This window comes from Mycolicibacter kumamotonensis (assembly GCF_002086285.1).
Classification (GTDB): Bacteria; Actinomycetota; Actinomycetes; order Mycobacteriales; family Mycobacteriaceae; genus Mycobacterium; species Mycobacterium kumamotonense.
Genome location: NZ_MVHU01000002.1, coordinates 45,068 through 64,299, shown reverse-complemented (window position 1 = coordinate 64,299; position 19,232 = coordinate 45,068). Strand labels below are relative to the sequence as shown.

The 19,232-nt window shown below is 68.2% G+C and carries 23 protein-coding genes; 8 read left to right on the top strand and 15 right to left on the bottom strand.

Annotated elements, in window-relative coordinates:
* Positions 1 to 117: 117 nt before the first annotated feature.
* On the top strand, positions 118 to 873 hold the full coding sequence (locus tag BST28_RS01780; protein WP_165758038.1) for an STAS domain-containing protein: 756 nt from the start codon (positions 118 to 120) through the stop codon (positions 871 to 873).
* A 10-nt stretch (positions 874 to 883) separates the two neighbouring features.
* Here BST28_RS01780 and BST28_RS01775 read toward each other — a convergent pair whose 3' ends face one another.
* The 3 genes from BST28_RS01775 to BST28_RS01765 form a co-directional block, all read right to left on the bottom strand.
* Positions 884 to 1,594, bottom strand: coding sequence for a GAF and ANTAR domain-containing protein (locus tag BST28_RS01775; RefSeq protein WP_029248735.1), 711 nt, complete (start codon positions 1,592 to 1,594; stop codon positions 884 to 886).
* A 148-nt stretch (positions 1,595 to 1,742) separates the two neighbouring features.
* Positions 1,743 to 2,969: a glycosyltransferase gene (locus BST28_RS01770; protein ID WP_029248736.1), complete on the bottom strand. Its 1,227-nt coding sequence runs from the start codon at positions 2,967 to 2,969 to the stop codon at positions 1,743 to 1,745.
* 17 nt (positions 2,970 to 2,986) lie between these two features.
* Entirely contained in the window at positions 2,987 to 3,976 is a 990-nt protein-coding gene (locus tag BST28_RS01765; protein ID WP_083079624.1) for a glycosyltransferase, read from the bottom strand.
* 280 nt (positions 3,977 to 4,256) lie between these two features.
* Here BST28_RS01765 and BST28_RS01760 point away from each other — a divergent pair, with 280 nt between their 5' ends.
* Positions 4,257 to 4,682 (top strand): STAS domain-containing protein, encoded by a 426-nt coding sequence (locus tag BST28_RS01760; protein WP_207570009.1) that lies wholly within the window; start codon positions 4,257 to 4,259, stop codon positions 4,680 to 4,682.
* A 133-nt stretch (positions 4,683 to 4,815) separates the two neighbouring features.
* On the opposite strand, the gene BST28_RS01755 is transcribed toward BST28_RS01760, so the two are convergent.
* Together BST28_RS01755 and BST28_RS01750 are read right to left on the bottom strand one after the other, a co-directional pair.
* Complete coding sequence (locus BST28_RS01755; RefSeq protein ID WP_234808166.1) at positions 4,816 to 5,763, bottom strand: MFS transporter; 948 nt, start codon at positions 5,761 to 5,763, stop codon at positions 4,816 to 4,818.
* A gap of 111 nt (positions 5,764 to 5,874) precedes the next feature.
* The gene (locus tag BST28_RS01750) at positions 5,875 to 6,579 is read right to left on the bottom strand and encodes a cutinase family protein (protein ID WP_083079776.1); all 705 of its coding nucleotides are present in this window, start codon (positions 6,577 to 6,579) and stop codon (positions 5,875 to 5,877) included.
* 264 nt (positions 6,580 to 6,843) lie between these two features.
* Between BST28_RS01750 and BST28_RS01745 the strand changes: the two genes are divergently transcribed.
* Positions 6,844 to 7,782 carry an esterase family protein gene (locus BST28_RS01745; protein WP_019738940.1) on the top strand — a complete coding sequence of 313 codons (939 nt, stop codon included), beginning with the start codon at positions 6,844 to 6,846 and terminating at the stop codon, positions 7,780 to 7,782.
* A gap of 32 nt (positions 7,783 to 7,814) precedes the next feature.
* Here BST28_RS01745 and BST28_RS23950 read toward each other — a convergent pair whose 3' ends face one another.
* Genes BST28_RS23950 through BST28_RS01735 form a run of 3 tightly spaced genes read right to left on the bottom strand, consistent with a single transcriptional unit; the run spans position 7,815 to position 10,038 of the window.
* Entirely contained in the window at positions 7,815 to 7,970 is a 156-nt protein-coding gene (locus BST28_RS23950) for a hypothetical protein (protein WP_019738941.1), read from the bottom strand.
* Positions 7,967 to 8,530, bottom strand: a complete 564-nt coding sequence (locus BST28_RS01740) for a hemerythrin domain-containing protein (protein ID WP_083079622.1) — start codon at positions 8,528 to 8,530, stop codon at positions 7,967 to 7,969. The genes BST28_RS23950 and BST28_RS01740 overlap by 4 nt, the downstream gene beginning before the upstream one ends.
* Before the next feature lie 47 nt (positions 8,531 to 8,577).
* Complete coding sequence (locus BST28_RS01735; RefSeq protein WP_083079620.1) at positions 8,578 to 10,038, bottom strand: aminotransferase class I/II-fold pyridoxal phosphate-dependent enzyme; 1,461 nt, start codon at positions 10,036 to 10,038, stop codon at positions 8,578 to 8,580.
* A gap of 43 nt (positions 10,039 to 10,081) precedes the next feature.
* Between BST28_RS01735 and BST28_RS01730 the strand changes: the two genes are divergently transcribed.
* Positions 10,082 to 12,412, top strand: a complete 2,331-nt coding sequence (locus BST28_RS01730; protein WP_083079618.1) for a molybdopterin oxidoreductase family protein — start codon at positions 10,082 to 10,084, stop codon at positions 12,410 to 12,412.
* Complete coding sequence (locus BST28_RS01725; protein ID WP_083079616.1) at positions 12,409 to 12,891, top strand: hypothetical protein; 483 nt, start codon at positions 12,409 to 12,411, stop codon at positions 12,889 to 12,891. The genes BST28_RS01730 and BST28_RS01725 overlap by 4 nt, the downstream gene beginning before the upstream one ends.
* A 6-nt stretch (positions 12,892 to 12,897) precedes the next feature.
* Here the strand turns inward: BST28_RS01725 and BST28_RS01720 are convergent, their stop codons facing one another.
* Together BST28_RS01720 and BST28_RS01715 are read right to left on the bottom strand one after the other, a co-directional pair.
* Positions 12,898 to 13,236, bottom strand: coding sequence for a hypothetical protein (locus tag BST28_RS01720; RefSeq protein ID WP_065288910.1), 339 nt, complete (start codon positions 13,234 to 13,236; stop codon positions 12,898 to 12,900).
* A gap of 11 nt (positions 13,237 to 13,247) precedes the next feature.
* A complete protein-coding gene (locus BST28_RS01715; protein ID WP_065288882.1) occupies positions 13,248 to 13,817 on the bottom strand; it encodes a type 1 glutamine amidotransferase domain-containing protein in 570 nt (189 codons plus the stop codon).
* 103 nt (positions 13,818 to 13,920) lie between these two features.
* Between BST28_RS01715 and BST28_RS01710 the strand changes: the two genes are divergently transcribed.
* The gene (locus BST28_RS01710) at positions 13,921 to 14,967 is read left to right on the top strand and encodes a hypothetical protein (RefSeq protein ID WP_083079612.1); all 1,047 of its coding nucleotides are present in this window, start codon (positions 13,921 to 13,923) and stop codon (positions 14,965 to 14,967) included.
* A gap of 22 nt (positions 14,968 to 14,989) precedes the next feature.
* Entirely contained in the window at positions 14,990 to 15,286 is a 297-nt protein-coding gene (locus tag BST28_RS01705; RefSeq protein ID WP_065288880.1) for a hypothetical protein, read from the top strand.
* On the opposite strand, the gene BST28_RS01700 is transcribed toward BST28_RS01705, so the two are convergent.
* The 5 genes from BST28_RS01700 to BST28_RS01680 all read right to left on the bottom strand — a co-directional run bounded on the left by BST28_RS01700 (position 15,279) and on the right by BST28_RS01680 (position 18,414).
* Positions 15,279 to 15,554: a hypothetical protein gene (locus BST28_RS01700; protein ID WP_065288879.1), complete on the bottom strand. Its 276-nt coding sequence runs from the start codon at positions 15,552 to 15,554 to the stop codon at positions 15,279 to 15,281. The two genes, BST28_RS01705 and BST28_RS01700, sit on opposite strands and share 8 nt — an antisense overlap.
* 2 nt (positions 15,555 to 15,556) lie before the next feature.
* Positions 15,557 to 17,047, bottom strand: coding sequence for a molybdopterin-dependent oxidoreductase (locus BST28_RS01695; RefSeq protein WP_083079774.1), 1,491 nt, complete (start codon positions 17,045 to 17,047; stop codon positions 15,557 to 15,559).
* On the bottom strand, positions 17,044 to 17,472 hold the full coding sequence (locus BST28_RS01690; RefSeq protein WP_083079610.1) for an oxidoreductase: 429 nt from the start codon (positions 17,470 to 17,472) through the stop codon (positions 17,044 to 17,046). The genes BST28_RS01695 and BST28_RS01690 overlap by 4 nt, the downstream gene beginning before the upstream one ends.
* Positions 17,473 to 17,541: 69 nt before the next feature.
* On the bottom strand, positions 17,542 to 18,078 hold the full coding sequence (locus BST28_RS01685) for a DUF1360 domain-containing protein (RefSeq protein WP_083079772.1): 537 nt from the start codon (positions 18,076 to 18,078) through the stop codon (positions 17,542 to 17,544).
* Between the two features lie 3 nt (positions 18,079 to 18,081).
* Positions 18,082 to 18,414: a hemophore-related protein gene (locus BST28_RS01680; protein WP_234808173.1), complete on the bottom strand. Its 333-nt coding sequence runs from the start codon at positions 18,412 to 18,414 to the stop codon at positions 18,082 to 18,084.
* Positions 18,415 to 18,537: 123 nt separating this feature from the next.
* Between BST28_RS01680 and BST28_RS01675 the strand changes: the two genes are divergently transcribed.
* Complete coding sequence (locus BST28_RS01675) at positions 18,538 to 19,218, top strand: cutinase family protein (RefSeq protein ID WP_029248909.1); 681 nt, start codon at positions 18,538 to 18,540, stop codon at positions 19,216 to 19,218.
* Positions 19,219 to 19,232 lie beyond the last annotated feature (14 nt).

Genomic DNA, 19,232 nt, shown 5'->3' with positions numbered 1-19,232 from the left:
CCTGACGGTGGTGAATGCGATGGCAGGCGAATCCGGTCCCGACGTCGGCGAACTGTGCAGCCTGCCGGCCGAGACCGACCGAGACCGACTATGTCGCCGAGGTGCTCGATGCCCGGCCTGAATAGGCGCCCTAGTCGACTCACGGTGTCCGCCGATACCGTGGCCGGGGTCTGCCTGCTGAAGCCGGCCGGCACGCTGGACAGCGACACCTACCGGGCTCTGCGCGACCGCGTGATCAATGCCGCGCTCGACGAACCGCAGGCCGTGGTGGTCGATGTCAGCGGTCTGGATGTTCCGGCGTCCTCGGCGTGGTCGGTGTTCACCAGCGCCCGCTGGTATGTGAGCACCTGGCCCGATATCCCGATCCTGTTGGTCTGCCCGCGAGCGGACGTGGCTGAGCGGATCACGCGCGCCGGCGTGACCCGCCATGTATCGGTGTACGCCGACCTCGAAGCCGCGTTGGCCTCGCTGGTGCCCGGCGCTTCACCGCGCCGGCGGGCCCGCATCGAGCTCCCCCATCGGCCGAGCAGCCTACGCGGCTCGCGGGACTTCGTAGACGAGTGGCTGGCCAACTGGTCGCAGGGCCAGCTGATCCCCGCCGCCAAGGTGATTGTCGAGGTGCTGGTGGAGAACGTGCTTCGCCACACCCGAAGCCCACTGGTGGTCATACTGGAATGGATCGACTCCGCAGTCACCATCGCGGTTGAGGACACCGACCCTGCACCGGCCGTACTGCGCGAAGCGGCCGACGGTGGCGCTGATCAGACCTCCGGCCTGGCGGTGCTGGGGGCGTTGTGCCGCGCTTGGGGCAGCAGCCCCACCTCGAACGGCAAGACGGTATGGGCCGTGATCGGGCCGGAGAACCGGCTATGAGGTTCGGCGATCACCGAGGCGGGATGGCGCTGCCGTGCCGGCCGACCACCCGCTGGGCCACGTCGGCCAGCGGGGTGTTCATGTTCTGCGACAGGCGCTTGAGCAGTTCGAAGGCGCGTACCGCGTCGATGTCGAACCGTTCCATGAGCATCCCCTTGGCCTGCCCGATGACATCGCGGGAGGCCAGCGCACTGCGGAACTGCTCGTCGCGGCGCACCATGTGCCAGGCCAGCGCAGCGTGGGTGGCCAGGGTCAAACCCACTTCCACCGCATCGTCGTCGAAGGCATCGGGCGTTTCGGCGTAGAAGTTCAGGGCCCCGGTGGAACCCTGCCCGGTGAACAACTCGAACGCCAGGATGGATCGGATCGGTGTTGTTGCCGCCACCTCCCGGCAGAAGTCCGGCCACCTGTCATCACAGCAGATGTCGTCCATCCGAACGACGTGGTGTTTCCACGCCGCGCTCAGGCACGGCCCCTCCCGCAGCCGCCGCTGAATCCGGTCGAGCGCAACGGGGTGGGCCCCGGTCGCCGCCAGCGTCTGCACATCACCGTCATCCGTCGTCAGGGTGGCACCGGCGTGTTGGGCGCGGGGCATGTGAGCGAGCAGGTTCGCGACCAGCTCATCCAGCGCACCCTCTGCGTCGACATCCGCTCGCTGATCGAGCGTGTGAACCAGATCGGCCACATCGCCCATCAGATCGTTGCGGTCGGTCACCACCATCTCGTTGCTCCGCCGGAGGCCCATTCGATGCGTTCATGCTCCTCCGATGGGCCGGACACGGCAACCGGTTTGACTCAGCACTTACCTACTCGGGCCGGAACCAATAATCAGCCAAATGACGCTCAGGAGTTACACATTCGTCTGCGGCTCACCCGGACTTCGATGCCCAGGCGGTGCTGCGGGCCGGAACCGCAACCGGCAGCAGTCGGTCGTACACCCGCAGCATGTCGGTCGCGATGCGGTCCCAGGAATAGCGCGAGCAGGCCCGTTCCCGCCCGGCGGCGCCGAAGCCGGATGCGGCCCGGCGATCCCGCAGAATGGCGTTGACGGCATTCGCGCACGCCCGCGGATCCCTCGGCGGAATCAGCAGACCCGTCACGTCATGGACGACCGTGTCGAGCATGCCGCCTACCGCCGAGGCCACTACGGGCGCCCCGCAGGCCATCGCCTCCAGCGCTACGACGCCGAACGGTTCATACCACGGCGTACACGTCACCACGTCCGCCGACCGCAGCAACGCCGGCATATCCTCGCGGGCGATCGACCCCAACAGCGAAACCCGGTCTGCCACACCGAGATCTGCGGCCAGCTTCCGCAGGCGAGATGTCTCCGGGACAGTGTCGAGTTCGCTACGTCGGGGTCCGCCGGCGATCACCAGCTCGGCGGAGGGAACGGTGGTCAGCGCCTCGATCACGGTGTCGAATCCCTTGCGGGGCACCAACCGGCCGACCGCGACGATGCGCCGCCGGCCCGAACGGAAAGCAGTCGGGCCGTGCGGCGCGAACCGATCCACATCGACACCGCACGGCACCACCGAGACCCGCAGTCGGTCCCGGCCCAGACGTATCAGCTCGAACACCTCATCACTGCAGCCGGCCGTCACCCACGTCGCCTCGCGCGTCACCCGCGTCTCCAGCCGCACCCGTTCGGCGGGACTGGTGTCGCGATGTCCCTGGTGTCGTTGCTTGACGACACCCAGGCCGTGGAACGTCTGGACCGTCGGCACCCTGCGGCGCTTGGCCGCCAGTTGGGTAGCGATCCCCGACATCCAGAAGTGCGCGTGCGCAATGTCGGGGCGCTCCGCGTCCCACTGTTCATCCAGGTAACGCCCGAACGTCGCCATGTACTGCAGCAGTTCGTCTTTGGGCAGATAGCGTGGCGGCCCGGAGGGCACGTGGATCACCGTGTAGCCCTGCTCGGTGTCCACCCGCTCGGGCAGGTCGGGATCGTCACGGCGGGTATAGACCTCGACATGGTGCCCGCGACGGGCCAGCACCGCCGAGAGCTCGGCGACGTGGACGTTCTGGCCCCCGACATCGGCTCCGCCGGGCGCGGCGAGCGGGCTGGCGTGTTCGGACACCATTGCGATTTTCATGCGATCCTCCCCGACGGTCACGGCCTCGCCGCGCACTGCTCTTCGATGACCCGGTCCCATTCGCACAGGAATCGTTCGAGCCCGAAGTGTTCCGTCGCGTAGTCGCGGGCCGCCTTGCCGACCACCTCGGCCAAGTAGCGATCGGCGACCAGCCCGGACAGCGCCGCCCGTAACGTGTCGATGTTGGCGCTGACGACGCCCGCCTCCGGCGGAACCACCAGCGGCGCCATCGTCGCGGCCACGGCCACCACCGGCATGCCCAGGAACATGGCTTGCGGCAGCGTAAATCCCAGCGACGTCCAGCGCGCGGTGTGCAGATAGACCCGCCGATGGGCCAGTTCCTTCATCAGCGGCCCGGCCCGCAGATCGCCGTGGCCGGTGACCCCGGCGCACCGGTGCGCCGGGTCGTTGAGGTCGTCGGTGCCGATCCCCCAGACGTCGACCGGTGCGGATTGTCCGAACGCGGCCAGCAGGTCAGCGCCCACCGCGCGCCCTCGCCGCACCGGTTCGTCGATCAGGGCGCCCGCCGCCGCAATGTCGCCGGTGTAGAGATGTCCCGGATCGGCGATGCCGTGGTCGATGACCATGGTCGTGGCGCGGCCGTTGTCCCACATCAACCGGTTGAAGTCGGTGACGTGGATCAGCGGGATGTCGTCGCGGTCCGCGATCGGGTGCCGGCTGTGAACCGCGAACGGCCGGGGCGTGTTGTGCTCGATGTAGACCGCGGGGACGTCGATTCCGGGCCGGCGGCCCAGCAGTCGCGCGGCCAGTTCGGCCTCGTGCGGGCGCTGCAGCACCACCAGGTCGATTTCTTGATCGTGGAGGTCGCCGAAGGGCACCTCCCGCGCCCGGGGCCAGTCGCGTCCGCACAGTCCGCGGCCATCGGGGTCGCGTGGGGCGTTGACCGGAATGAGGTAGCGGTGCCCACCGGCGACGAACGAATCCATCCAGGAGCCGTGCACGTGCCACACGAGCAGGGAACGCCTGGTGGTCTGCGGAAACACCATAATCGGCGGTTACCCGCGGCGCCGGGCTCTAAACTTCCGGGCGGCCCCGGAAACGGTTTGCTGCGCAGCGGGATTCTTCGGCGGCCGTTACTGAATCGTTGCACAGGCGCGGTAATCGGCGTAGGTTCATCAACAGGTTGAGTTAACAGCCACCCGGAGAACGCGTCACCCACGCAGGCCAGGGAGGCTGACTCCCTGCCTCTCATCCGTGAAGGTGTAACTCGCATCGACGCGATCCACAGTACGAGTTTCGACTGATGGAAGTGGTTTAATGTCCGCCTTGAAATTGGGCGCGTCGGTGTTGCCGTCGCGTCGAATAGATACCGCCCCGGTCGCCGATACCTGGGAAAGCCACACCGCCCGCTGCGTCACCCGTTGGGGACGCGCGGGGGCGGTGATCAGCCTGGATGGCGAGATCGACGCCTCCAATGCCGATGCATTGGGCGACTACGTGCAGCAGTGCGCAGCGTACTGCGAATGGCTGGTCCTGGACCTCAGCGACCTCGAATTTATTGGCACCACCGGCTTTTCGGTGCTGACGACGATTACCTCCCGGTGCGCTGACGCCCGGATCTACTGCTCGACGGTGCCGGGGCCGGCGGTGACTCGCCTGCTGCGGATCTGCGATCCGACCAACGCCTTGCCGACGAGCGCGTCGGTGTCCGACGCGCTCTCGGGCGTGCAGGGGTTACGGCAGGCGCGCTAAGCCTCTCGCCCCTGAGCCAGCTCGCGGGCCCGCGCTTCGCTCTCCACCGCGGGCCCCGCGCCTGGCAGGCGTCTGCCCGCCACCTCGGGGGTGAAGAACAGCGCCAGTGCGCCGATGACGCCGGCCGCGATCATCAGGTAAACACCGCCGGATAGCTGCGGGCCGAGCGGATCAGAGCGAACGCGGGTATCGAGAGCGACACCAGCATGGCGGATCCGGCCCACAGCAACGGCTTGACGCCGATGCGGTCGGACAATCCCGCCGCCGGCACCACGGTGGCCATCATCACCAGCAGCGTCAGCACGATCAGCAGCAGCCCGGGGGTGGGCGGGATACGTGCGATGGTCTGCAAGTAGGTGGGCAGATAGCCGGTGAGAAGGTAATCGGTGACGTTGTAGGTCAGCACCAAGGCGATGCAGAGCGCCAGCGGCCTCCACGCCCCGGCGGTGCGGCGCAGTTGCGCCCCGGCAGAGTCGTCGCCGGCGCCCGGCCCGTGGTCAGCTTGCCGGAATACCGGTGATTCGTCCAGGTGCAGCCGCAGGTAGAGCGCAGCCAGCCCCAACGGTGCGCTGAGCAGCAACGGGATTCGCCAGCCCCAGCTGAGCATGGCCGCGTCGTCCAGCCCGGCCCGCAGCCCGGTCACCAGGGCCCCGCCGACCACATAACCGGCCTGAGAACTCATCGGCAAGAATCCGGCCATCATGCCGCGTCTTTTATCCGGGGCCTGTTCGCCGACGTAGACCATCGCCCCGACGTATTCGCCGCCGGCGGAGAAGCCCTGCGCCATCCGCGTCGCGATGAGCAGGATCGGCGCCGCGACGCCGATGGCACGGTAGCCGGGAAGCAATCCGGTGGCGGTAGTGCCGAGCGTCATCAGCACCAGCGTGGTGACCAGCACGCGCTTTCGTCCGATCCGGTCACCCAACGCGCCGAACACCACACCGCCGACCGGACGCATCGCGAACGCCGCGGCCAGCGTGCCGAAGGCGCCGATCAGGCTGCCGGCGCCGGCATCCGGGTAGAACACCCGGGCGATCGTGGTGGCGAGATACCCGTAGACGCCGAAGTCGTACCACTCCATGAAGTTGCCGATGGCGGTACCGCGGATGGAGCGCCGGGCCTCCGCGGGATCGGAGACCCGGATCTGATCACGACGCCAGCGCCGGCGCCGAAGCCTTCGGCCGGTCAGGGTCTATCCCAGGCGGCTCTGCAGCCGGCGGGCAGCGAAGTCGGCCCCCTGTTCGACCATCGTTGCGTCGTCACCGGCGTAGCTGTCGTGCGCAGCGAAACTCAGCCCCTCCGAGCAGACCGCGTCCTCGGGCGCGCACACCTGCAGTGTCTTGGCCTGGTATGAGGGGCCGATCGTGATCGTGGGCTCCTTGAGGAATTTCATCGCCCGCTCGTTGGGCATCGCGAAGAGCACCACCGCGGCCACGTGTTCGGCGACATCGGGATCCAGCGGCTTGGGCACCGTGGCCGGGTCGACACCGTCGGGCACCTGCGCCGAGGTCACGAAGCCCATCACCGCGGCCCCCTGCGAGTAGCCGCCCAGCACCAGCTTGGTCTGGGGACACGCGGTCGCCCGAGAGACCACGTGTGCACCGGCGTCCCGAATACCGTCGACGCCGGTGTCCCACTGGTCGATGGCCGGATAGTTGACCGCGTAGACCGACAACGGGTGGGGGGCCAGACGCGCGCCGAGCGCGTTGGCGAACGCCTGCCCGGTCGGTCCGACGCCGGGCGGCTCACCGGTTCCGCGCGCAAACACCAACTCGGTATCGGGACACGGCTGGGCGCTCGCGGCGGGCACGCCGGGGGTGAAAAGGATTGCGGCACCGGCGGCCGTTGCCGCGATCGCCACAGAGCCAACGGAATAGAGGAAGACACGCGCGGACATGTCGGTGGAGGTGCCCACCGCGCTGCCGGCTCAAACCGCCTCTCTGAATTTTTTCTCGGGCGGGGTGTCTATGGACAACGGTCCCGCACTTTGTTAAGACAAGAAGGTTAGGTGTCTGTCTTCAGACTGCAGGGCAGCCATCCCGCGGCATCTCACGATGCCGAGGTATGGAACCAAAGCCTTATGGGCCCTGTGTCGATCCCTCCCCTCTCGCACATCGGCCGGCAGGCCTTGGCTCTCGGGTCTGCGTGAAAGGGGAGAAAAATGCGCAAGAACACACCACGCCGGCTGCGCCGGCTCACCCAGGCCGCGGTGGCGACGCTGCTGCCGGGAGTGATCGGTTTGGCAGCGGCCCCGCCGCCCGCCGGCGCTGCCGGGACGGAATTCTTGTCGGTGCCCTCGCCGAGCATGGGCCACAACATCACCGTCGAGTTCCAGGGCGGCGGCGCGCCGGCGGTCTACCTGCTCGACGGCCTGCGCGCCCGAGACGACCGCAGCGGCTGGGACATCGAGACACCGGCATTCAACGAGTACAGCGGTTCCGGGATGTCGGTGGTGGCGCCGGTCGGCGGGCGTTCCAGCTTCTACACCGACTGGTATGGGTCGGCCAACGGCCAGACCTACAAGTGGGAGACGTTTCTGACCAGCGAACTGCCGAGCTACCTGGCCGGCAGGGGCGTGCGCTCGACCCGCAATGCGGTGGTGGGGGTCTCGATGTCCGGGTCCTCGGCACTGATCCTGGCGGCCTACCACCCGCAGCAATTCGCTTATGCCGCTTCGCTTTCGGCGCTGCTGACACCGTCCAGCGGTAACGGCCCGATGCTCATCGGCATGGCGATGAACGACGAGGGCGGCTTCAACCCGCAGGACATGTGGGGCCCGACGGGCGGTCCCGGCTGGCAACACAACGACCCGACGGTGCAAGCCGGCCGGTTGGCGGGCGCCAACACCCGGCTGTGGATCTACAGCGGCAACGGCACCCCGTCGGAGATCGGCGAAGGAAGCCTGCCCGGGCAGGTGATCGAACAGGTCGTCATGCAGAGCAACATCGCCTTCCGCGACGCCTACACCGGGGCGGGCGGACACAACGCCACGTTCAACATCGACAGCAACGGGGTGCACAGCTGGGGCTACTGGAACGCCCAACTGGTGGCGATGAAGCCCGACATGCAGAACACGTTGGGCACTGGCGGGCGGGTCTGACCGGCGAGTCGCCCGGATTCCGGCGGTGTCGCTCAGTACCAGTAGCGTCTGCCCGCCACCGGGCGCCCGACCGCCCCCAGCAACCAGAACACCGCACCGACGACCAGCAGGACGATCCCGATCGCCCACAGCACGTAGACGTCGAAGACCAATCCCAGGATCAGCAGCAACAGCCCCAGCGCGATCATGACTCGTAGCCCAGGATCGCGTCGCGTGCCCGGTCCACCATCGAGGCGAACGGCCCGACGAATGCATTGGCCAGCGCGCCCTCGACCCCGGCGTGCGGCCTGGTCGGCGCGATGGACTCGGCGAGTTTGACCGCGCGTTCCAGCAGCTGTAGTTCGGTGTCGTCGAGTTCCGCGCGCAGCCCGGCGAATTCGTCGCGCTCTTCGTGGCCGGCGTGCTCGGCCACGTCGTCGCGCAGTTCACGGAGTTTCTCGGTGAAGAACTCCGAATCGACATCGACGTTCTCCAGCTCACTCAGTGCCGTCTTGGCCTGCTTCTCCTCGGCCAGGCGTGCCTTGATCAGGTCGCGACCGTTGTCGAGTTCGCGGGCGGCGCGCGGGTGCACGATCTCCTCTTCGGCGGTTTCGTGGACCGCCAGCAGCCGGCGCAGCCGCACGAAGGACTCTTCACGTTCAGCCCCGGCGGCCAGCAGCGTCTCATCGAAGAGCGTCTTGATCCGCTCGTGCTGCGCGGTGAGGAAATCGACCACGTCCACCGGGTTGTGCAAAGTCGTCTGTGCCATGGCTACGGGCTACCCCGGCAGACCGGCGGCAAAACCCGCGTCGGCCCTCAAGCGACCACCCGGAAGTGTTCGAGCGCCGGATCGGCGGAGTCGGGCAACGCCATTCCGGCCGCCAGCCCGGACCGCAGATAGTCGATGACGGCCGCGTCGAGGCGCTCGCCCGGCACCACCGCCGGGATACCGGGCGGATACGGCGTGAGCTGCTCGGCCGAAATCCGGCCCGCGGCGTCTGCCGCGGCAACCATCTCGGTGCGGCCGAAGAACGCGTCCCGCGGCAGCGCGACGGTCTCCAGCTGCAGCTCCTCGGGTGAGGGCAGCCGGACCGGCGCGGGCGGATCGAAAGACTCTGCGGCGGTCCGCCACCCGCGCAAAGCCTCCGCCAGCCGGTCGGCAGTGGTCGCGCCGTCAGCGAAGGAAAAGGTGGCCAGGATGCGCCGGTGATCGGCCAAACCCACATCGAGGCAACGGTGTTCGCGCAGCCAGTCGCGAGCCTGGTAGCCCGACGTCCCGGTTCCAGACACGTCCACCAGTACCTGCAGCCGGTCCAGGTCGTGGGAGGCCTCCGTCCCCAACAGCACGTCTTCGAGCACCTCGATGTCGGGCAGCGCGTCGATGCGCCGGCGCGCCTCGCGCGCCAACCCCAGTGCCGCGCCCAGCAGTTCGCCCCCGTGGGCCACCATGTTTCGTCGCCAGCCGTCCAGTGCCGCGTAGATGGGCACGCTGGGACTGGTGGTCATCAACAGATCCGCGCATGCCTTGAGCCGGTCCCGGTCGACCAAGTCGCCCTGCACGTGATACACCGAGCCCTGCTCGAATCCCGCGCCCATCTTGTGCACGCTGACCACGCAGATGTCGGCGCCGGCGCTCATCGCCCAGGTCGGCAGGTCGGGATGGAAGGGCAGGTGCGCACCCCAGGCCTCGTCGACGATCAGCGGTTTGCCGCGCTCATGGCAGATCTCGGCGATGGCGGCCAGATCCGCGCAGGTGCCGTACGGTGACGGGCTGATGATCAGCGCCCCCGCGGCGTCGGGATGTTCCTCCCATGCCCCGGCGACCCGCTCGGGTGACGGCGGGTGAGAAAAGTGGCGGTCGGCGTCCCAGCGCGGCGTGATCCAGCGCGGCTGGATACCGGAGAAGATCAAGCCACCCACCACCGACTTGTGGCTGTCGCGCGGCAGCAGCAGCCCGCCGTCGGCGCCACCGGCCACCGCCATCATCGCCGCACGTACCGACAGTGAGCTGCCGCAGGTGGAAAAGAACGTCGCCGCGGCACCCACCGCGTCGGCCATCAGTGCTTGGGCGTCGGCCAGGACACCGCCGCCCGCGCGCCAGTCGTCCAGGCCACCGCGGGCGAGCACGTCGGCACGGAACAGATCGCCCCCCAACACCGCACGCACCGGCTCGTCGGCGCCGCGGCCCTGGCGGTGCCCCGGCGGGCTGAAACCGTACCGGCCGCACCGGTGGTAGTCGGCCAGCGCTTCCAACACGGGTGCTCGGCGGTGGTCCATACCCGGCGCATACCCGCGGCCAGAAACGGGTAACCGCAGTTACATGACCGACCGCATCGCGGAGCCGTGGGGTGCCCGCACGCCCTATGCCGCGGGGCAGAGGTGGCCCGACCGGGTGGACACCGAGCTGGCCGAGGGTCTCGATCCCGAGGCGGTGGACTGGACGCAGTCGGCGGCTGTGTTGCATTCCAACGGCGACGGAATCGACATCGCCAGCCACAACGGCCGGATCGCCGAGGTGCGCGGACGCCGTGCCGACCGGGTCAACCACGGGCGGGTCGACCCGAAGGACCTGTTCGGTTGGCAGGCCAACAACTCCCCCGATCGGTTGACGGTGCCGCTGGTGCGTGACGGCGGGCGTCTGGTCGAATCCGATTGGGACACGGCGATGAATCGGATCGTGGCGACCACCAAGGCGCTGCTGCGCGATGCCGGGCCCGGTTCGATCGGGTTCTACACCAGCGGTCAGCTGATGCTGGAGGAGTACTACACGCTCGGGGTGATCGCCCGCGCCGGGCTGGGCACCAACCACATCGACGGCAACACCCGGCTGTGCACCGCCACCGCGGAATGGGCGCTGAAGGAGACATTCGGCTGCGACGGCCAGCCCGGCTCCTACACCGACGTCGACCACGCCGACGTGATCGCGCTCTACGGCCACAACGTGGCCGAGACCCAGACCGTGCTGTGGTCACGGATGCTGGACCGGCTGGCCGGCGCGAACCCGCCGCAAATCATCTGCGTCGACCCGCGCGAGACCCCGGTCGCCAAGGAGGCGACGGTGCACCTGGCACCGGTTCCCGGGACCAATCTGGCGTTGATGAACGGCCTGCTGCACGAGGTGATCGCGCACGACTGGGTGGACCACGACTACATCGCCGCCCACACCGTCGGTTACGACGCGTTGGCGGCGTGCGTCGCCGAATACCCGCCCGAGCGGGTGGCGACGATCTGCGATGTCGCGGCCGACGACCTGCGACGCGCCGCGGAGATAATCGGCCACGCCCAGCGGCTGCTGTCGACTGTGCTGCAGGGGTTCTACCAATCCCATCAGGCCACCGCGGCGGCGGTTGCGGTCAACAACCTCAACGTGATCCGCGGCATGCTCGGCCGCCCGGGTGCCGGCATTCTGCAGATGAACGGGCAGCCGACCGCGCAGAACACCCGGGAGTGCGGCGCCAATGGCGACCTGCCCGGCTTCCGCAATTGGCGCAATGACGGCCACGTCGCCGAGTTGGCCCGGTTGTGGAATGTCGACATCGCCACGATCCCGCACTACTCGGAGCCGACGCACGCCATGCAGATGTTGCGTTTCGCCGAGCAGGGCACCCTGCGGATGCTCTGGGTCAGCGCCACCAATCCGGCGGTGTCGCTGCCGGAGTTGCGCCGCATCCGGCACATCCTCGGACAGACCCGGCTGTTTCTGGTGGTGCAGGACATCTTCGCGACCGAGACCGCCGAACTCGCCGACGTCGTACTGCCGGCCGCGGCATGGGGTGAGAAGACCGGAGTGTTCACCAATGCCGACCGCACGGTGCACATCTCCGATAAGGCGGTGGACCCTCCCGGGCAGGCCCGCCCCGACCTGGAGATCTTCTGCGACTACGCCGAGCGGATGGACTTCCGCGATTCCGACGGCGCCCCGCTGATCGCATGGCGAGACCCGGAGGCGACGTTCGAGGCCTGGAAGCGGTGCAGTGCGGGCCGCCCTTGCGACTACACCGGATTGAGTTATGAGAAGCTGCGCGGCAGCAGTGGCATCCAATGGCCGTGCAACGCTGAGCATCCCGACGGCACCGAACGCTTGTATACCGACGGCGAGTTCTGGAGTAAGCCGGACGACTGCGAGAGCTACGGCAAAGATCTGATCACCGGCGGCTCGATCGAACCCACCCAGTATCGCGCAGCCAACCCGGACGGCAAGGCGATGCTGCGGCCCGCCGGTTACACCCCACCGCATGAGCGGCCTGTCGACGACGACGAACTGTGGCTGACGACCGGCCGCACCGTCTATCACTTCCATACCCGCACCAAGACCGGTCGCGCGCCTCAACTCAACGACGCGGCACCGCAGGTGTGGGTACAACTGTCGGCCGGCGATGCCGGCCGTCGCGGGATCCGGGACGGAGACCTGGCCGTCATCCGCTCGCCGCGCGGCTGCGTGCAGGCCCGCGCCCAGGTGGGCGGCATCCGGGACGGGGTGGCGTTCTTGCCGTTTCACTACGGCTACTGGGACGCCGACGACGACGGCCACCATCGCGCGGCCAATGAACTGACCATCACCGACTGGGACCCCGTGTCCAAACAGCCACACTTCAAGACTTCGGTGGTGCGCATCAGCCGGGGTGCCAACGCAGACCGGAGCGGCTGGTGAAACTCGACCTCGCGTTGCGGGAACTGCACCGCTCCGAAACGTCGCTGGGCAGGCGGTTCCGGCGCGTCGGGGAGCGGCACCAGGCCGACCACGACGTCTTTCACCTCTGCGCTGATCTCGCGGGTTGGTCGGACGACCACGTCCGACGGATCACGGAGGCCGGAACGAGTCATGGAGTGCGGCTGGCCGATTCGCCCCCGCGGATCGGGCAGGTCATGTCGTCGGTGCGGAAGATGGCCAGCGTGGCGCTCGGCCGGCGACCCGAACCAGGACTGCTCCTGCTTGCCGACCTGCGCAGCGTGTACCTGCACGCCGCCGCGGTGTCGGTCGACTGGGAGCTGCTCGTCCAGGGTGCCCAGGCCGCCCGCGACACCGACCTGCTCGAGCTTGCTACCCAGTGCCACCCGGAGACACTGCGGCAGATGGAGTGGGCCAACACCATGCTCAAAGAACTTGCGCCGCAAGTCCTGACGTCCTAGCTCCGGTCAGCGCCGAAACGCGATGACCAGCGCCAGCAGGTCCAAGGCCAACAGCGCCCAACCAATCAGCGGGACAACGAACCCACGACGCCGTTTCGCCGTCCAGAACGAGGCCAGGATGGTCAGCGCCGCGATGACCGGCGCCCCGTAATACAACACCCCGAACACGACGCCGCCGGGGCCGAGGTCGGGACACTCAGCGGTGCTGCACGCGGCGGTGCTCATCACCGCACCCGTCGCGACAACCATCACCAGGGCGGCGCCGGCGGCGGTCAACAGGGCCGCGACCCAGTTGACCCAGAGCCGCGCGCGGTGGTCATCGCCGGTCTGTACCGGTACCGGCATGGGTTCTCCGGTCACAGGGTTACCTCTTGCGACGCAAGCTCAGCCACCAACGCCTCACAGAACGCCGGCAGATCGTCGGGCTTGCGGCTCGACAGCAGGATCGACGGCCCGCAATCGCAACGCACCAGCTCCTCATCGACCCATTCTCCGCCTGCGTTGACGATGTCGGTGCGCAGGCTCGGCCACGACGTGATCCGCCGCCCGGCAAGGACTCCGGCTTCCACCAGGATCCATGGGCCATGGCAGATGACCGCGACCGGCTTGCCGGCGTTGAAGAATTCCCGCACGAACGCGACCGCGCGTCCGTCGGTGCGCAACTGGTCCGGGTTGGCTACCCCACCCGGCAGGACCAGCGCGTCGAAGTCGTCCGCTGAGACGTCGTCGACCACCCGGTCCACGTCGAATTGGTCCCCGCGGTCCAGATGGTTGAAGGCCTGCACCGGCCCGGTGGTCGTCGACACCAGCACCGGGCAGCCCCCGGCCCTGGCGACCGCCCGCCACGGCTCGGTCAGCTCGACCTCCTCGGCGCCTTCGGGCGCCACCAGGAACGCGACCCGGCGGCCCGCTTGCGGTTCAGACATTGAACTCCCCTCTCCGTAATACGGGACACCTCCCCCATACCCGATGGCCCAATCGCACAAACGGACCGGTGTAGCCGGCGCACACCGCGGGTACCCGGGCGGGATGAGCTGGCGGACCTGGTATTGCGCGGCGATCGTCGCCGCCCTCGCGTGTGCCGGCTGCTCGACACCGGGACGGTCGTTGCACAGTGCACCGGAAAGCGTATCGGTGCGGGTGCAGACGCCGCTGCGCGATCCGGTGTGGTCATATCGCACCGGGTCCCTCGTCGCCCTCACCGAGGACGGCCGATTGGCGGCGGTCGATCACGCCGACGACCCCGGCGCGGTCATCACCCGGCTGTCGGTGCCACTGGACGCCGGGCGCAATGTACAGATCAGCCGCGCCGATGACCGGACCGTGTTCGTACCGCAGCCGGCCCGCGGCCGGGTCGCGGCGGTCGAGTTGACCGGCTTGCGGCAGGTCGGCGACATCGACGCCGGGCCGGCCCCGTCCTATCTGTCGGAAGTCTCGGGTATGCGGATACTGCTCGCGCTGTCCGCCGACGGATCGACGGTGACCCCCGTCGAGGAGTTCGGTCTGCGGCAACTGCCGGCCGCTCGGGTGGCCGCGGGCGCCGCCGGTGTCGTCGACGGCGCCAATCGCGGGCGCGCAATCGAGTACCATGTCCACGGTCCGTCCGGAGTCTCTTACTACAAGGCGTCTTTCCAGCGACAGTCGCCGCCGGAGCAGCGCGGCAGCTACGACGCCGAGGTCGTCGCCGCAGCCGGAGACGGCACGGCGACGAGCCGGCTGTATCTGGCCGACGCCGCCCGCGACACGCTCTACACCGTCGAGTCCGCTCGCGGCGGAGAAGAATTACAGGAGATCGGCCGCGCGCCGGTCTCCTCTCCGATCCGCTATCTCGGTTCCGACGAGACCCGGGTGTATGCCGCCACCGACACCGACGTGACGGTTTTCGAGTCGGCGAGCGTCACCGGTTTCCCCCACGCCAGCATCGCGATGCTGCGCGTCATCGACTACCGGGCCGGTCTACCGTCCGGGCCGGCCCGGTCCGCACCTCTGTCCGGAATGGCGGTCGGCGCCGATCGGGTGTATCTGACCCTGCGGGGTCAGCCGGTCGTGGTCAGTGTCGCCAAACCGAGACTGTGAGAACTGTTTTCCGGGAGGCCGATTGAGCACGACGCAGCGGATCAGCATCGACGACGACGTCGCGGTGCTGACCGAACAGCTGCGCGCGCTGCGCGAACTGGGGCGCCGTGCGCAGGTCGACGACGAGGACATCTACGACCTGAGCATCCGGTGGGGCACCGCGCTGGCCGGCCGGCTGCGCCGACTGGTCTATTACCACGACCGCGGCCTGCTCGGCGAGGACGCCGAGCGCCGTTTCGCGGCGGTCTGCGAGGAGTTGCGGGGCGTGACCGAGCTGGTGGAGCGGTTCGGCCTGGCCCGCCCCCAACTGCCTATCTAGCGAGAAATTCTTTGTGGTGCAACCGGATCGCCGTTCGCGGTTGCGGGCAGGACGCCTCACGGCAGGTCAGGGCGACCAGGTAGGCGTCGTCGTCTTCGTCGAGGAACAGAAACCCCAGATACAGCGCTTGGCCGACCTCGAACTCCGTGCCACCGCAGGCCGCGCAGCGCCCGCCGCGCACCGTCACCAACTCCGATACCCGATCGCGGGCGGCCTCGTCCAAGCCGACAAGTTCCGGACGGGATTGCGCGTCTGCGGTGGCGGTCACCTCTAGATCTCTCCGTCCATGCCGTAGTAGACGTTGTCCTCGCGCCAGCCACCACGTCCCTTCCCGATTTGGGCGTAGTCGTCGACGAACTCGATCTGATTGATCCACTTGGCCATTTTGAAACCCACCTGCGTCTCGGCCCGCAGTCGCAACGGCGCCCCGTGCTTGATCGGCAGCGGTTCGCCGTTCATCGCGTAGGCCAACAGCATCTGCGGTTTGTGGGCCAGCTTCAGGTCTAAAACCTCGTAGAACTGACCGCCACCGTGTGCGCTCGGTTCGTCGGTGCTGTTGTCCTGCATGCTCATAAAGCAGACGTAGCGGGCCTGCGGCAACGGCCGCACCAGATCCACCAGGGTGCCCAGCGGAAGTCCGGTCCACTCACCGATCGACGTCCAGCCCTGCACGCAGTTGTGCAGCACCCGTTGGGTCTGCGGTTCGGCCAGTGCGCGCAACCCGGCCAAATCCAATATCACCGGTTGCTCCACCAGCCCGCCGACCCGCAGCCGCCAATCGACGAAGTTGTGCACCGCCATCACCTTGTAGTTCTCGGCGGTCGGGGGCTTGCCATTGACGCGGTGCTCGGCCGACAGCGCTCGACGCGGGTAATCCTGGCGCGAATCCAACCGGCGCAGCAGGCCCTTGCGGGGCACGCTGATCACCGCGCCGAGCACCCGCCGCACCGACGCCGGGCTGCGCTGGCTCCACACCGTCGCCGCCACATGGACGGTGACGACCACCGTGATGATGAGCAGGGACAGCACGGTCGCCCAATGGGTGTTGCGGATCGAGCCGAAGATCATCAACGCTGTCAGCCGGCCCCAACCCCAGAAGAACACCATCGACAGGTGGATCGCGATGAACACCAGAAACGCCGCCAGGCCGAGGAAGTGCAGGCTGCGGGCGGACTGCCGGCCGCCGAACAACCGCACATACCTTGGGAACCGGGCCTCGATCGCCGGTGACTGCGCGGCACCGGTGAGGATCTGAAACGGCGCCAGTCCGAAGATCACACCCGCGTAGGTCAGCTTCTGGATCGCGTCCAACGGTTCGCCGGGCAGCAGTGGCGGCAGGTTAAAGCTGAGATAGGTGACGATGTCGTTCCACGCCTCGGGGAAGATCGACCAGGAATACGGCCAGTACCGGTGCCACTGCCCGGTCGCGAAAAGCAGGATGTAGTAGGACGATCCCACCACGATCCAGCCGATGACCGCGGCGAAGTGCCAATGCCGGCCGATGCCGAGCTGCGCGTGTCCCGGCAGCGCGATGATCGGGTGGTAGTCCTCCTCCTCATCCAAGGTGTCGTACAGCTTGTCCTTCGGCATCACTTTTCCGGTGAACTTGGCCCACTGGGTTCCGGGGGCACTGTCTTCGTGGCGGTAGAGCTTCGGATGCGTGGACAAGATCTCGATTCCGCTGCGCAGCAGCAGCGTCAGGAACAACACGTTGAGCCAGTGGTCGACGCGCAGCCAGGCGGGGTAGTCGAGTGTCATCAGTAGTACCACGCCCTGCGCTGCCCGAATGCCACGTTGATGCCGGCCAGCACTGTCAGATGCAATGCGAGGAAGGCGCCGGCGCAGGCCAGCGCGAGGTTCCCCGGCGCGATGTCCCACCGACCGGTCAAGGCCGGCAGGCCCGGCAGGCTCACCAGCCGGCTGATCAGGTAGCCGATCACGAACGCGGCGCAGAGGACACTGCCGGCCCACCACCCCCAGCCCGGCACGATGTCGTCGATGTCGATCCAGGCGATCGCGGCGGCGGCCAGGCAGCCGATGATCATCGCGACGCAGTACGCAATGAAGTACCCCGGCGGTCCGGGCGTGGTGGCCAGCACGTACCCGTGAGTGGCAGCCACCCCTAGCAGCGCGAGGTCGGCGGCCAACGTCACCGACCGCGGCAGGTTGAACGCGATACTGCTCATGGGTGGGCCGCCCGCGGCGAGGCGAAAGGGAAACAACCGGTGACCATCTCGAGGGGATCTTTCGATCGGTTACTGCTCGGCGAGCTGCTGAGCTTTCGCGTAGGCCAGTTGCAGGAAATCCGCGCCGGCCAGTGCGGTGAAGGTGCCGGCCACCAGCCGAGTCGGCCGGGGCGCGAACACCAGCCCGGCGGTGAACGCGGTGACCGCCCACATATCCAGGCAGAACGGGCACGTCAACAGCTCCCCCAGGCTGTGGCGCAACTGCGTTGAATGGCGGGTCTCCTCCATCACCTCGGCGGGTCCGCCGGTACCCGCGTAACGGGCGAACGGCGCCCGCAGCGGGCTGGTCACCGCGTCCTTGGTGAGCGTTCGGGAGAGTTTATGGGTACCCACGGTCACCGTCAGCAGGTCGCCGGCCGCCCACCGCTGCGGCAGACGCCGACCGGTGGCCGCGGCGGCCACCGTCACCGCCGCGACCAACCCCCCGTACACCAGCAACGCCATCACATATCCCCCCAACGGCCGTGGGTTGTCGCCGCTGTACGCGTCGGCCTCCCGCTTGGCCGCGTCCGCAATGGCGTTGCCGGCGCCGGTCGACTGAACCATCACTCAGTACTTGTTGCAGGTCTTGGCGATGGGTCCGACCAGGTTGACGAACTGCGCGGCTTCGGGCACGCCCTGGGCCTGCTGAAGCATCTGCTCACGCTGCGGCGGCGGTGAGGCGAGGAAATTCTGCAAGAACGATTGCGCCATGGGCGTGGCGTTGAATTGTGCTGCAGTTTCCGGCGATTGCGCGTTCATCGCCGCCACCACCTGTGAGTAGCTGCAGGTGGTGCTGACCGCCGGATCCTGCGCCGGATCCGCGGACGCGACCCCCGCCGCGGACAGCGCCAAGGCCACGCCGCCGACAGCGGCGGCCAGCCTGGTCAAAGACGTTGTGATCATTGATTTCTCCCCTTCGACTCATGTCCCGTTCGGTGACGGTACGGAGGTAGGCTTGCCGTTTTCGGTCGAGCTAAACCCACGGTTTGCCGAGAAGCAGATGTGGGTATCGGACGAAATGCTGTGATTACTCGAATACTCGCTGCGGTCGGCCTGGCGGGTTGCACGCTGGTCTCCTGGTGGCCCGCCGGGGACGCAGTCGCCTCCGATTGCCCCGATGTCGAGGTGGTGTTCGCCCGTGGCACCGCCGAACCGCCGGGCGTCGGATGGATGGGTCAGCAGTTCATCGACGCACTGCGGTGGCGGGTCGGCGGCCGCCCGGTGGGTGTCTACCCCGTCAATTTCCCGTCCGTATCCGAATTCGGCCCGACTGTCGCCGGGGTCGCCGACGCCGCCGGCCACATCAGCGATATGGTCGCGGGCTGCCCGGACACCACACTGGTGCTCGGCGGGTACTCCCGGGGCGCGGCGCTCATCGGCTATCTCACCGCACCAGCGCCCGCAGCCGACGGGTTTCCGCCGCCGCTGCCACCGCAGGCGGACGGGCATATCGCCGCCGTGGCATTGCTCGGCAGGCCGTCGGCGGCGTTCCTGAATTCCCTCGGCGCCCCACCCCTGGTGATCGGACCGCGCTTCGCCGCCAAGTCGATCGACCTGTGCGCCCCCGGCGACCCGGTCTGCTCAGCGGGTGCCGACGGTGCGGCCCACACCGCCTATGCGGCTAACGGGATGACGGCCCAGGCGGCGGATTTCGCCGCCGCGCACCTCAGGCCTCCCGACACACTTTCAGATCAGCCGCTGTAATGGGGACCGGGCAC